General features: G+C 32.6%; 14 protein-coding genes. 7 read left to right on the top strand and 7 right to left on the bottom strand.

The window, feature by feature from the left end; translation table 11 throughout:
- Window positions 1–65: 65 nt before the first annotated feature.
- Window positions 66–2,300 carry a hypothetical protein gene (locus AA088_RS10325; RefSeq protein WP_046744898.1) on the bottom strand — a complete coding sequence of 745 codons (2,235 nt, stop codon included), beginning with the start codon at window positions 2,298–2,300 and terminating at the stop codon, window positions 66–68.
- Window positions 2,301–2,552: 252 nt separating this feature from the next.
- On the opposite strand from AA088_RS10325, the gene AA088_RS10320 reads away from it, so the two are divergent.
- From AA088_RS10320 to AA088_RS10305, 3 genes are all read left to right on the top strand, one after another.
- On the top strand, window positions 2,553–3,260 hold the full coding sequence (locus AA088_RS10320; protein WP_046744897.1) for a hypothetical protein: 708 nt from the start codon (window positions 2,553–2,555) through the stop codon (window positions 3,258–3,260).
- Between the two features lie 628 nt (window positions 3,261–3,888).
- The gene (locus tag AA088_RS10310) at window positions 3,889–4,665 is read left to right on the top strand and encodes a sensor histidine kinase (protein ID WP_046744895.1); all 777 of its coding nucleotides are present in this window, start codon (window positions 3,889–3,891) and stop codon (window positions 4,663–4,665) included.
- Complete coding sequence (locus AA088_RS10305; protein ID WP_046744894.1) at window positions 4,662–5,303, top strand: response regulator transcription factor; 642 nt, start codon at window positions 4,662–4,664, stop codon at window positions 5,301–5,303. Before AA088_RS10310 ends, AA088_RS10305 begins: the two co-directional genes overlap by 4 nt.
- 115 nt (window positions 5,304–5,418) lie before the next feature.
- Here the strand turns inward: AA088_RS10305 and AA088_RS10300 are convergent, their stop codons facing one another.
- Window positions 5,419–6,339, bottom strand: a complete 921-nt coding sequence (locus AA088_RS10300) for a LysR family transcriptional regulator (protein WP_046744893.1) — start codon at window positions 6,337–6,339, stop codon at window positions 5,419–5,421.
- Window positions 6,340–6,423: 84 nt separating this feature from the next.
- Between AA088_RS10300 and AA088_RS10295 the strand changes: the two genes are divergently transcribed.
- The 4 genes from AA088_RS10295 to AA088_RS18325 all read left to right on the top strand — a co-directional run bounded on the left by AA088_RS10295 (window position 6,424) and on the right by AA088_RS18325 (window position 8,309).
- On the top strand, window positions 6,424–6,693 hold the full coding sequence (locus AA088_RS10295) for a DUF6095 family protein (protein WP_046744892.1): 270 nt from the start codon (window positions 6,424–6,426) through the stop codon (window positions 6,691–6,693).
- Between the two features lie 14 nt (window positions 6,694–6,707).
- Entirely contained in the window at window positions 6,708–6,998 is a 291-nt protein-coding gene (locus AA088_RS10290) for a hypothetical protein (RefSeq protein WP_046744891.1), read from the top strand.
- 28 nt (window positions 6,999–7,026) lie between these two features.
- Complete coding sequence (locus AA088_RS10285) at window positions 7,027–7,989, top strand: sodium-dependent bicarbonate transport family permease (RefSeq protein WP_046744890.1); 963 nt, start codon at window positions 7,027–7,029, stop codon at window positions 7,987–7,989.
- A gap of 152 nt (window positions 7,990–8,141) precedes the next feature.
- Window positions 8,142–8,309, top strand: coding sequence for a hypothetical protein (locus AA088_RS18325; protein WP_157547140.1), 168 nt, complete (start codon window positions 8,142–8,144; stop codon window positions 8,307–8,309).
- 81 nt (window positions 8,310–8,390) lie between these two features.
- On the opposite strand, the gene AA088_RS10280 is transcribed toward AA088_RS18325, so the two are convergent.
- From AA088_RS10280 to prfB, 5 genes are all read right to left on the bottom strand, one after another.
- Entirely contained in the window at window positions 8,391–8,987 is a 597-nt protein-coding gene (locus tag AA088_RS10280; protein WP_046744889.1) for an aspartyl/asparaginyl beta-hydroxylase domain-containing protein, read from the bottom strand.
- A gap of 149 nt (window positions 8,988–9,136) precedes the next feature.
- The gene (locus AA088_RS10275; RefSeq protein ID WP_046744888.1) at window positions 9,137–11,581 is read right to left on the bottom strand and encodes a TonB-dependent receptor domain-containing protein; all 2,445 of its coding nucleotides are present in this window, start codon (window positions 11,579–11,581) and stop codon (window positions 9,137–9,139) included.
- 135 nt (window positions 11,582–11,716) lie between these two features.
- Window positions 11,717–12,058 (bottom strand): arsenate reductase (glutaredoxin), encoded by a 342-nt coding sequence (arsC, locus tag AA088_RS10270; RefSeq protein ID WP_046744887.1) that lies wholly within the window; start codon window positions 12,056–12,058, stop codon window positions 11,717–11,719.
- Between the two features lie 6 nt (window positions 12,059–12,064).
- Window positions 12,065–12,682 carry a zinc-ribbon domain-containing protein gene (locus AA088_RS10265; RefSeq protein ID WP_046744886.1) on the bottom strand — a complete coding sequence of 206 codons (618 nt, stop codon included), beginning with the start codon at window positions 12,680–12,682 and terminating at the stop codon, window positions 12,065–12,067.
- Window positions 12,683–12,741: 59 nt separating this feature from the next.
- A protein-coding gene (gene prfB, locus AA088_RS10260) for a peptide chain release factor 2 (protein ID WP_157547139.1) occupies window positions 12,742–13,849 on the bottom strand; the annotation gives its coding sequence in 2 pieces (ribosomal slippage) (window positions 12,742–13,785 and window positions 13,787–13,849; 1,107 coding nt in all).
- Window positions 13,850–13,914 lie beyond the last annotated feature (65 nt).

Here is a 13,914-nt window from a genome sequence, read left to right as displayed (position 1 = left end):
GTCTAACAATTAAGAAGGCACCTCATTATTGGGGTGCCTATTATGTGTAAAAGAGTAAAAAAAAATTACTCACAGAGCAAAGGTCTTGTGTCAATGCGTTCTCCACAAGGGACATTAATCGTAAATGCGCCTAACAATTCAAAATTTAGATCCGATTCATGTGCTGCATCCCAATCTGTATTGGAAGTGTCGTATGGAGTCATGTCGTATACTTTTGGTTGATCAAACTTAATATTCCATCCAGTTGGATTAAATATTCTATTATACAAGGTATTTCGCATATTTTGAACCTGTTGAACATACGCTAAAATTTGCGGAATTAATTGTATACTCCACGGAATGGCATTGATAGAGGCTAATAACTGTAAAGCTTCTCTTTCCTTTCCTGATTGCATTGGTAGAAAAAAATGCAAACATTTTGCGGTATATAAATTTACGGGAAATGCTTTTTGACAACCTTCACCAAACTCATTCCAAGTAGGCAACAAAGAGTATCCCATTGAATCAAAATCAAATAGTTTACGTAATCGAGAAATCAATTTACAACAATCTTCAATAACTGTCACCCCAAAAAAATCTTCCATAATGCGACGTTCTACAGAGGCTCTTGCTTGATCAGTAGCTAAGTATTGAGTTAATTCTTCGATATGTTTAGCAATAAATGCATCTATTTCTTTCTGAGTTTCTTCATCTCTCCACGCTTGTACTTTGGTATCCCACACTATTGCTGTATCAGGAACTATATTAAAACAAACACTAAAAACAACTTCTTCTCTTTTTCCCCAACGATTATCTAAAATCACAGCAGCATTAAACGAAACTCCGCCACGTGCACCAGCACTAGGTTGTGTATATACAAGTTTTTCTTCCACACCAGAACTATTACTTAGTATATTTACAGAAGCACTATTGTGGTCATATGACCAACCGTTTGGAATGGTATACTGAAAATCTTGCCTAAATTTAGAAACTCCTGTGTGTAACGGATGATTATAATCTCTAAAAGCCGAAGTGCAAACTTTTTTGCCTTTAGGTCTAGGACCAAATTCTGCTGGTGCAGTAGCTTGCTGCCATTTGTCTCTAATAGCTTGAATATCTGTCGCATGTCTTTCTTCTATAGTATCCAGAGTGCATAAATCTCGTGCAGGATTATCGATACAACCTTGCCAAGCCATTTGTACATTGTGTCGTCTGTGTAAGACACTAGTTTTACAATAGCTTTTTCTTTTTACATACGTTTGAGGTGTACTTGTGTCGTTTTTCCAGATGCGATTATGTGTGTATTCATTAGTAGAGGTAAGGCTTCTACTAGATTTTTGAATCGATTCTATAGTTAACTTTCTAATCACTTCATTAAATCGTGTACGTGTATTGGTATGACTCGATTTATTTACTTCTTTAATAATTTTGTTGAAGTCAATAGCTCCTGAAGTACTCGAACTCAAATCCAAATTCACAACTTTTAATGGAATTTTAATTTTAAAACTAGACTCTTTAGACAACTTGATATCTGTTTCCTTTTCTAGTGTATTTTCATACGATTCTGTAAACGTATTAACTTCTTCTTCTTTATCTGTTGAGGTAATACTTTGCGTGATAGTTGTATTTTCTGAATCTTCTTCTTTAATTGTAGTTGTGAGTACATTACTTTCTTTAATTTCTTCTCCTGGCATAATGGTCACTTCTTTTCCGCAAGGAGCGTATGTAAATCCTTCTGGTCTATAACATACAGATTCTTTAAAAAACAATCCGAGCCCTTCCAATTCATAAGTTTGGTGTAATGGAATAGGTTGATAAACCATTTTTTCTTCAGGAACATCTGAAATCATTTTAGCAATTTCATTCTCTTTAAATTCAATAGCTTTTTGAGGATTATTTAAGTCCAAAACTCCTTTTGAGTCGTTTATAATTTCTTGAACAGCTTCTTTATAGGACTGTTTGAGTTTTTGTTCAAGCTCTTCATCAATAGCTCTAAAAGTAGAATGTTTAAAATCTTGCATAGATATATTTAACCCTTTTTGAGTAGAGGCGTCTATTTTTTTACAAGATTTGTCTAGCGCATTGTCTATAGTTTCTTTAAGTTCCATTTCAACCTTTCGAGAGGTTTCTTTAAGAACATTTTGCCGATCAATTATTTTTTGATCCAATTCCTCTTTGATTAAATTTTTTATCCCTGTTTTTTCAGGAAGTTTTTCCCATAAATGTTTTGAAACGACTAATGGCGTATAACTATGTTGTTCGTGACAAAACTCTACGTGACTTGTCAATGCAGTGTTGCATATTTTCTCTTTGTGTGACATAATTAAAAAGATTAATGAAATACCTACTCTAATTACAGTTTTCGGTTTCCCTGTGTACAGTAACAAATTTATTGAGAGGTAAAGCCTCAAATGATGCGCATTTAGCGGAAATATATATGGGGAACTAACGATTTTTTTTAGGTTATTTAACCCTATAAGATTGGGGTTTCCTACTTAATAAAATGAATAATTCTAGTTGTTTCTTTGTCAGTGAATTACAAAAATATTTAGTAACTTAAAAAAAATAGAATTATGGAAACAATCATGATATTAAGCGTCATTATAGTTTTACTCTTTGGAGCATTAGTGTATACATTAACTAAAGAACAAAGGCAACTCATTGATGATTCAAAAGCCTTTTGTAGCGATTATAGTCAATATCCGTATGATACTTTAAAAGCAGGATTAATAGGAGATATGATTTCTATTTATGAAAATTATCAATTAAATGCAATTAAGACTGTTCAGCATATTGACTCTGAGTCAATTATTTTAGATTTAGATAAGGTGCAAAAGTTTCTTTACCATATAAAGCAAGGAGTGAAAATTCATTCTAAAAATTTAGAAAAAGAGAAATTAGGACTGCGATTCTACTATGCTGCTTATCCTAAAAAAAGTACTTGGGGACAAGGTTTATATGAAGAATTGGGAGATTTACTAGAGAGTCCTATAACTCAAAACTACGAAGATAAACATACATTGGTGATTGTTCCGATACGAGAAAATGAACAAGGAGAAGTTGTAGATTTTCACCCTTATTTTCCTGATACATACGAAAATGGGTTGAATAAGTATAGAAGGCCACAAGAGCTTTTAGGAACTCAAGAAATTGACCAAAGTGTCTTCGCAGAATCAGAAGTAATGGCGCTTACAGGGACTTCTATTGACAACTTAGAAGCAATCAATCATGGAGGTCTTTATCCGCCACATAATAGTAGAAAATTAGCTTTCAAAAATTAAAAATGGAAGAACTATATGCTTTCTTAAAAAATACACTTCTAATAACTCAATTTATAGCTGCATTTGTAGGGTTACTATATCTGCGTGAACTTAAAAATAGTTATTGGAAGTGGTTTTCTATATACTTGATTGTCATTTTTTTACTGGAATTTTTTCTAACAAAAACAACTCTTATTCATAGGAGTTATAGACAAAGCTGTTATATTTTTTTTATACTTCCGTTAGAGTTTATCTTTTTCTATTGGTTATATGCGGTTAAGTCTCTTCACAATAGCAAAATATTTCTTCTGGCAACATCTACATTTATAATGGTATTAATGGCCTTAATTTCTGTTAAACCGAAAATGGAAGTCTCCTCATTAATAATGAATTACGGCTCTCTTATTTTGATATTACTACTCATTTTAGAGTTTATAAAACAAATTAAAACGGATGACATTTTAAATTTTAAAGAGAACAAAATGTTTTATATCAATCTCGGTTTAATAATTTTTTATGTTGGTAGTTATCCGTATCATGTTTTTAGTATTGAACTTTATAAAAATCATTACGAAGTTTGGAGTATCTATTACACTTACTTTTATGTATCTAACTGTATTATGTATGTATTATTTACAGCATCGTTTATATGGGGGAAAGCACAGTCATAGCATCATTAATTTTATTCAATATTTTCTTTGTCGCTTTTATTGGTGGTATTATTGTTTTTGTTCGTCAATACCACATCAAGAAGAAAATTCATGAAGAAGAATTGAAAATGATAGATCTTTTACATAAGCAGGAACTATTACAAATGCAAGCAGAAATTCAAAAAGAAACAATGAAGCATATTGGACGAGAAATCCATGATAATGTAGGGCAAAAACTAACCTTATCTAGTTTGTATTTACAACAGCTAAATTATGAAAATAAAGCGCCAAATATTGAAGAAAATATCAATACAATTAACGAAATCATTAATGAATCTTTAAATGACCTACGGCGTCTTTCTAAGTCGCTTACAGATGACGTAATTGAACAGAGTACTATATTTGAATTGATAGAAAATGAAATCTCTAAGATTAATGACTTAAAGCCATTTAAAATTGTATTGAAGAATAATGTAAAACAAGATGATTTTACATATCAAACAAAAAGTATCTTACTGCGTGTCGTACAAGAGTTTTTACAAAATAGTATAAAACATGCAAAATGTGAACAAGTAATAATTGAATTATCAATAATAAAAAGTGATTTAGTAGTATTTTTAAAAGATGACGGGAAAGGTTTTGATACAAAGGCAATACAATCTAAAGGAATTGGACTTAGAAATATGAAAAAAAGAATAGAAATGCTAAAAGGTACTTTTGACGTAAAAAGTAATTCCGAAGGCACGTCACTAAATGTAAAAATTCCATCAAAATGAAATATACCATAGCTGTTGTTGACGATCATGTTTTAATCGCAAATGCTTTAAAAAGTATTATTGCAAATTTTGAGCAATTTGAAGTAGTACTCATTTGTGAAAATGGAAAAGATTTTCAAGAAAAGCTGAAGTCCAAACCTGTGCCAAATATCGTACTGCTTGATATTAGTATGCCAGTGATGGATGGTTTTGAAACTGCTAAGTGGTTAAAAACAACATATCCAGAAGTACTCATTATGGCATTGAGTATGCAAAGTGATGAACAAAGTTTAATCAATATGATTAAAAATGGAGCAAAAGGGTATATGCTTAAAAATATACAACCTTTAGAGTTAGAAAAAGGGTTAGAAATGCTTGTAGAGAAAGGATATTTCTTTCCTGATTGGGCATCGAGTAAAATACTTACATCCATTAGTGAAGATACAATTAATGCCAACTTAAAAATAAATCTTTCTGAACGAGAGATTGAATTTTTAACATACACAGTTTCAGAAATGACATACAAGGAAATTGCAGAATGCATGTTTTGTAGCCCTCGAACGATAGAAAACTACCGCGATAGTCTTTTTGAAAAACTAGAATTGAAATCGAGAGTCGGACTAGCAGTATATGCTCTTAAAAATGGGTATGCAGAGTAATTAGAATTGTGTATCTAATATTTCACTGCATCAACTAACATTTCCTTTTCTTTAGAAACAAAATCTAATAAGTAGCTTTTTTAATTGGGTCGTCTTTATAAAATAGTATCATTAATTACTCTTCAACCCAATCAAAATATTTAGTTTTAATACTGTGTTTTTCTGCATGTAAATAGTCGATAAAAGCTTTGGCTACGGGAGATAGTGACTTGTTTTTGAGCCAAACAATATTCCACTGCGTATGAATGGGAAGTCCTTTGTGTTCAATAATCTTAATATCACCTTTATCCACAGCATTTTTTATACCTAAAATAGGCATGATAGAATATCCTAAGCCTGCAATGACAGCTTGCTTAAGAGCTTCATTTGAAGTAAGCTCAATTTTTTTTTGAACAGAAACATTTTTTCCATCAATAAAAGCTTCCATAGCATTTCGGGTAGCCGAACCTTTTTCTCTATATAATAAAGGTTGTTGTTGGAAAATAGCCGAAACTTTCCCTTTTCGATTGGCTTCTCGCTCTTTCCCGCCAACCAAATACAAACTATTTTTTAACAAAGGCAATGTTTCTAAGGACAGATTATTGGGCAATACAGAAACCAAAGCAAAATCTACTTTATTTTCTTCCAAATCTTTTACTACTTTTTGTTTATTGGTCACATCAATAGTAAAATCAATTCCAGTATGTTGATTCACAAAACCAGATAAATAATAGGGCATAACATATTTTCCTGTAGATACAGAACTTACGGTTAATTTACCCGCTAGTTTTCCTTGATATTGCTTTGTTTTATGATCAATCGCTGAGACTTCATCTAAAATTTTTTGCGCTGTAATCGCAATTTCTTTCCCGAAGTTGGTGATGTATAATTTTCTACCGATGACTTCCGTAAGAGGAAGAGGAAATTGATCTTGAAACTTTTTTAATTGAATAGAAACAGCCGGTTGTGTTAAGAACAAGGTTTCTGATGCTTTGGTAATACTTTCTTGTCGAACAATTTCTACGAAAACTTTGAGTTGATGCAATGTATAATTCATAAATATTACTTATGTTTTTCATAATAAATATAAATAAAATTATATGAATATAAAATATAATCTTTGCATCGTAAAAAAGAAGTAATGGGAAAAACAGTTACACTTAGCAGTTCGTTAGAATCAAAAATAACACCGATTCGTATTTATAACAATACTACTTTTTTTTCAATCAAAATTCATAAAAAATGGCTTTTTAAATGGATAAGATATGTTGCAGTAGCATTACTACTAGTTGCTTATGGTAGTACAATATTTATAAGCTATCAATCCAATTCAGAGCAATTTTGGACACTTTTAAAAGTAGGAATGATTTTAATATTCATTTCAATTATAGCATTAATACAAAAACAGTAACAATAACAAACATTATGACAACTACAGAAGTAACACACAAAGTAAGCTTGGTAAACGGAACGTTTACAGCAGTAGAAGCTAAGCAAGTAATTAACTCACTTTTAGATGAAAAAATAAATTTTCATAAAATTCACCGTTTGTCCATTTGTGAAGGAAATGAAAAAAGTAATACAGACTTTGATGATAGCCGATTAGGGCAATTAATGCGAGAAAAAGAAAGTTTTAAAAAAGTGTATCAGTCAGCAAAAAAAGAAGGAAAACAAATTAGAATCAATGGCATTCTAGAGATTGAAATTCTAGACTAACAAATGATAAGCATTTTAAAAACCAATAATGGATTTACATTTAGTATTTGATAATTTAACGAATCCAGCGTTATTATTCTTCGCTTTAGGAATCCTTGCCTCACAAATAAAGAGCGATCTCGAAATTCCTAAAAATTCCTCTAAATTTATTTCACTGTATCTCTTGCTCGCTATTGGTTTTAAAGGCGGGCAAGAGCTTGCTCATAGTAGCTATACGGCAGATATAGGTTGGTCTTTAATTACAGGAATTACATTGGCAATTGTTGTACCTGTATATACATACTATATTTTACGACTCAAATTTACCGTTGAAAATGCGGGTGCTATTGCCGCGGCATATGGTTCGGTAAGTGCTGTGACTTTTGTGACTGCAATTAGTTTTTTAGAAATGAAAAATATAGAATTTGGAGGTCACATGGTTGCTGTAATGGCATTGATGGAAGCTCCTTCCATAATTGTTGGAGTTCTACTAATGCGAATTCACTCTAATGGTAAAAAGTCGCATAAGGAAATGTTGAGCTTAGTGAAACATGCAGTCACCAATGGAAGTGTAGTTTTAATTTTAGGAAGTTTGCTAATAGGTTTTATGGCAAGTGATGCTCAAGCAGAAGGAATTAAGCCTTTCACAACTGATATTTTTAAAGGTTTTCTAGCTGTTTTTCTATTAGATATGGGAATTACAAGCGGGAAAAAAATCGGAGCATTAATCAAGAAAGGATGGTTTGCTCTGCTTTTTGCAATCTTTATTCCTCTTGCCAACGGAATTACAGTGGCGTACTTATCTTCCCATGTATTAAACAGTGATGGCGATCGGTTATTACTGTCAATTCTAGCAGCAAGTGCCTCGTATATTGCTGTTCCCGCAGCCATGCGAATTGCAGCTCCAAAAGCAAACCCAAGTTTGTACTTGCCGATGGCATTAGCAATTACTTTTCCATTTAATATAACACTAGGAATGCCAATATACATGTGGTTTATACAATATTCGTAGAAATCACATGCGTTTTCATAGGTGTATTCAAAAGGTTTGCAATTATGCAAGCCTTTTGTTGTTTAATTAAGTTTTATTGTAAAGTATGGTTTAACCGTACTTTTGTTGCTGTAAATTTTTCTAATTTACCTGTTCATTTAAAACATTAACACATGAAAAAACAACATTTAAAAAATTTGAAATTGAACAAAAAATCAATCTCAAATTTTGCAAAACTAATAGGAGGAAAAAATACTGTTGAACCGCCAGCAAGACCTATTGAAGCTTCAGATATCATCAATTGTTATACACAACAAGACGCATCTTGGTGTTGGGAATAAAAAAAAACGACAGTTGTCAAGAAAAGAGCTTGTTTTAAAAGTTTAACTTTTAAAACAGGTTCTTTTTTTTAACTCTGAAAATTAAACGTCACTTTCTCTGATGATATTTCGAATCCACTCATTTGGAATCATATCAATTGTTAAATTGACACGCTCAGTATCACCATTGTTTAAAACTCTATGCGGATCTGTGAGACGTAAATACCAACATTCTCCAGGTTGCATGCGTACTTCAGAATTATTTAGAAAAAATTGAATTCCTTCTTTATTTAGAATAGGAACTGTTAAACGAATTACTGATTTGTGCACTTCCAAGCCCAAAGTTGGGTCTGTGTGTTCTTGCACTATCGAATGTGGAGCCAAGCGTAACAACCGAACAAGAGTTACGGTAGTATTGGCCTTAAAAAAATCAATAACTTCATTCAAATACGGTGAACTTTGTAAATAGTTTGTGTCCATCCAATCACACCAAGAACCATCCGCATAATCATCTGCAGGAGGAGGAAAAGGCAATGAAGTATCCACTGTATGTGCCGGCGCACGTAGCGGAATGACATTGTAATATTCAAAATTATTCAATTTTAATGCTTCAAATTCTGCTACCATTTTTTCTGCATCAAAAGTAAAAGGTAATTTTACACGATCGGTACTTTCTGTTTTAGGTGCTGCGTGTGCCATTAGATGATGTATTTTATAAAATTCTAAAGTACAAAAAAGTAATATATGACACGAGGAAAAACCTATGTTTTACATTAATTCGGCAATTTTTACGTAAGTTAAATCGTATAAAAAAAGCTGCAAAAATAATATTTGCAGCTTGAGTAATTTTATGGTGTTGCTCTAAATCCGCCATCATCTCCATCATCATCATTGTTATTTCCTCTGTTGCGTTCATTTTTCTTTTTCTGATTAAAACGATATGTAAAGGAAAGGTTGAAGGTACGCTCTCTCCATTGAAATTCTCCTTCACTAAAGAAGGTATCAGTAAAAGATTCTGAACGTCTTTTTCTGGAATTGAAGACATCACTAACATTGAACGCAATTGAAGCGTTTTCATCAAATAAGTCTTTGCTAAAAGCTAAATTAGCTGAAAACAAACCTTTACGAATATTTTGAGCATCTTCATTAGGACCGCTATAAAATAAACGGGTTTGCCAATCGATACTTCCAGGAAGCGTTACTTTATTATTTACACGAACAAACCAACTTAAATTGTCAGCATCAAAATTTGTTCCGTTAAACTCTCCTCGATTGTAAGATTGAAAAAGGTTAAAGTTTCCGTTCAACCGCCATTTTCTAGAAGGATTATATGTTACAGTAAATTCGAAACCAAAACGATCATTTCTTGCTAAGTTGATTGGAGTTCGTCGTATAATTGGCACTTCCTCACCATTTAGAAGCACCGTTTGACCGGTATCTTCACTGATGAAATTAAAGACATCGGTTGAGCGTTGAAAATACACAGAAGTATTTAACGTAAATTTCCCTATACGATTCAAATATCCAAGATCAACTCCGTTAGAATAGCTTGGGTCAATATCTGGATTTCCTTGAAAAACGTTCGTAATACTCGAACGAGAAGGGAATGGGTTGATAAATCGCGAGCGTGGTCGTCTAATTCTTCGATTGTATCCTAAAGTAATGCTTTGATTTTCGTTAATTTCATATCCTAAATTGATGGTAGGGAAAAAACCAATATAATTTTTTCGATCAAAATCACTACTTGTTAATTGATCAATTGTAATACGAGTACTTTCCATTCGTAATCCTACTAAAAAGGAAAATTTATCATTGATTTTATTACCATATTGAGAGTAAATAGCATTTACATATTCACGGTAATTCAATACATTACTTAAGTTGGCATCAGGAACAAACACATCATTTTCAAGAAAAGCAACTAAATAATCAGTAGTTAAATCTAAAAAGTTTCCACGGTAGCCAAATTCAAATTGAGCTGTTTCACTTGTTGGAACTACATAGTCTGTTTGCAATAATAAACGGTCTTGCTCTTCAATAGTAGCTACTTGCTCAGACAAAATATTGTCTACTAAAATAAAAGAGTTTTCCGCTTCACGACTATTTTCATATTGAAAATCAGCAGTCAATTTATGTCCGCTTTTTTCAAAATTTTTGTCAAAATTCACAGCATATTGAAGTGTAGTATCATCTTCTGTTTCAGGGTCAAAACGGCTACTTACATTTGTGACATTAAAATCGGCATCGTATTGTGTTAAAATGTTAGCTGTTTCACTCTCATCATTACTGTCACGATAAAAAACGGTTGCGGTTAACGAAGTTTTATCATTTATATACCATTCTACACCAAGATTGGTATTAATACCTTTTTGGGTACGGTCAAAATCACGATCTTCATTCAAGAAAGTATTGGGATTATCTCCATTGAAGTATTCGGTAAAAGTATTTGAATTTCCAGGCACTTCACGATAATTGTAACCAGAAGTTGTGAAAAAATTGAAATCACCCGTACGGTAATTGATATTTCCAGAAACACCATAACCTAATGGGTAAGAAACGTTTGTAGAGATTGCACCATTAATTCCCTGCAATTTACTACGACGAAGAATAATATTTAAAATTCCAGCCGTTCCTTCAGCATCATATCGTGCCGATGGAGAGGTAATGATTTCTACTTTCTCTATTGCATCTGCAGGCAGTTGTCGTAATGCATCTGTAGAATTCAATCCAACTAATCCAGAAGGTTTTCCGTTGATAAGGATACGAACATTTTCATTACCACGAAGCGACACATTTCCTTCTACATCAACAGAAACAGAAGGAACATTATCTAATACGTCACTAACAGTTCCACCACGTACTGTTAAATCTTTTCCAACATTGTATATTTTTTTATCAAGTTTAATATCAACAGTTGTTTTCTCTGCTATAATTTCTACGGCTTGCAAACTTTGGGAATCTTCCGAGAGATATATTTCTCCAATAGACATATTTTCATACAGAGGTTTATTTTTTATCTCTTGGGTTTCGAAAGAAATAAATTCGAAGCGAATGTCATACGTGTCAGCATCAACTTCAATAGAAAAAGTACCTTTATTGTTTGTTATACCACCTGTAATTGGTCTTTTTTTTGCAGAATCTTGAAAAATAATTGTAGCGAATTCTAAAGGTTGTTTGGTTGTTTTTTCATAAACTGTTCCAGTAATAGTTACTTTTTTAGAAGTATTTCTGTTTTGTGAGAATACAGTAGAAACAGTTCCTATTAAACATAGGAATAGAAATAGTTTTTTCATGTAGTGAGTAGTTTTCTTAGTATAGCTTTTTGGTTTACTGTACTTTTTGACTGCAAAGAAAAGCTATGGTTTAACCAATGAAGGTTAAAGTTCTGTTAAAAGAAAAAACCAGTGAATTCACTGGTTTTTTCTTTTTTATAGTATGTCATTAATTTTTTCTGGAGGCCTACCAATTACAGCTTTTTGATTGTGAATAACAATTGGTCGTTCAATGAGTTTTGGATGTTCAGCCATTGCTTGAATGATTTCAGCATTTGAAAGTTCTTTTCCTTTATAATTTTCTTTCCATATATTTTCGCTGGTGCGAATTAATTCAATGGGTGAAATTTTTAATAGTTGAATGATTTCTGTTAAATTTTCTACAGAAAGAGGGGCGTCAAGATAGTTAACAATTTCAAAATCTTTTCCTGAGGCTTCCAAAATTGCCAAACCTTCTCTAGATTTTCGGCATCTTGGGTTATGATATATTTTTAGCATGATTTTTTAGTATTTAAAAATAGTTTTGATTTCACCTTTTTCATGTAAAGAATCAATTTGCTTTTGGGTAAAATAGAAAACATCTTCCGAGAAAAAATCAGCTAATTCTTTACGTTTTTCATCAACTTCGTGTTGAGATGGAGCTTTATCAACCGTATAATTTCCATAGTACATATAAATAGTGTCGTTGGAATGTTGCACAACTTCCGCAAAGGAATATTCTTTAGATAATACATCAAAAACAATCACATCTTTTGGTTCTAAATTTTTGACATGTACCATAAGTTGTTCTCTATCTTTGCTCGCATCATAAAATAAATAAGCAATCAAAAATGCTATAAGTACTATACCCGTAAATAAATAGATAGGCGTTTTAAAATGATGTTTTTCAACTTCTAATTTGTCCTTTATTTGTTGCGGCATTTCCTTCTTTTTCAAGACTTGTTTACAGTGTCCACAAATGGAAAAGTATTTTTTTGAATAAGGTAAAATAGGAATCCAAAACACATCAAAATACTTGGAAACTGCTTGAACGTGAATCTCATTCGCTTCACAATTTGGACATTTGGCTCCTTGTAATTTTCGAGTTCCTAAATCTTTGGAACCAGTTCCATAAATAATCATTTTTTCTGAATTAAGTTAGCTGTTACAAGTATAGTAAAATTATAGAACACACTCTTTGTTTATAATTCGTTGCTTTCTTTTTGTTGTCCCATCGACATTAAATACGATTTTAGGAACTCATCAATATATCCATCCATTACTGCATCTACGTTTCCGGTTTCATGTCCTGTACGAACATCTTTTACCAATTTATATGGGTGCATTACGTAATTGCGGATTTGCGATCCCCACTCAATCTTCATTTTGCCAGCTTCAATATCGTCACGTGCTTCCATTTGCTTTTTAAGCTCAATTTCATACAACTGTGATTTTAACATTTGCATAGCTCTGGTACGATTATCATGTTGTGATCTTGTTTCAGAGCATGAAATTTGAATTCCTGTTGGCTTGTGAGTCAGCTGAACTTTGGTTTCAACTTTGTTTACATTTTGTCCACCAGCACCACTAGAACGCGCGGTTGTAATTTCAATATCCGCAGGATTGATTTCAATTTCGATTGTGTCATCTACCAACGGATACACATATACAGAAGCAAATGACGTATGTCGTTTGGCGTTACTGTCAAAAGGAGAAATACGCACCAATCGATGTACGCCATTTTCACCTTTTAACCAACCAAAGGCATAATCACCTTCTATTTCAAGTGTTACGGTTTTTATTCCTGCTACATCGCCTTCTTGATAGTTGAGCTCTTTGATTTTGTACCCTTGTTTTTCTGCAAACATTAAGTACATACGCATCAACATGCTCGCCCAATCACAGCTCTCTGTTCCACCAGCACCAGCTGTAATTTGTAATACAGCACTCATATTATCGCCTTCGTCAGATAACATGTTTCGGAACTCCAAGTCTTCAACTTTGGCAATTGTTTTTTCAAACTGGGCTTCTACTTCAGCAGCAGTAGCATCTCCTTCTTTGTAAAAATCATACAATACTTCAAGGTCTCCAATAAGTGTAGCTACTGAGTTGTAATCTTCCACCCATTTTTTTTCTCCTCGAAGTCTTTTCATTATAGCCTCAGCTTCTCTTGGGGTGTCCCAAAAATCTGGCGCATATGTTTTTTCTTCTTCGTTGGCAATCTCAATTCGTTTGGCATCTATGTCAAAGATACCTCCTTAACGCACCAAGGCGATCAATAAGATCTTTTACGTGATCTGAAGTTATCATGTTTATTGTTTTTATTCCTACAAAAATAAGATGTTTTATGTATATTCATAGCGCAAAAATGAAAA

This window comes from Kordia zhangzhouensis (genome assembly GCF_001005305.1).
Taxonomy (GTDB): domain Bacteria; phylum Bacteroidota; class Bacteroidia; order Flavobacteriales; family Flavobacteriaceae; genus Kordia; species Kordia zhangzhouensis.
Note: the sequence above shows the minus strand (reverse complement) of the source record. Positions and strands in the feature narration are given on the sequence as shown.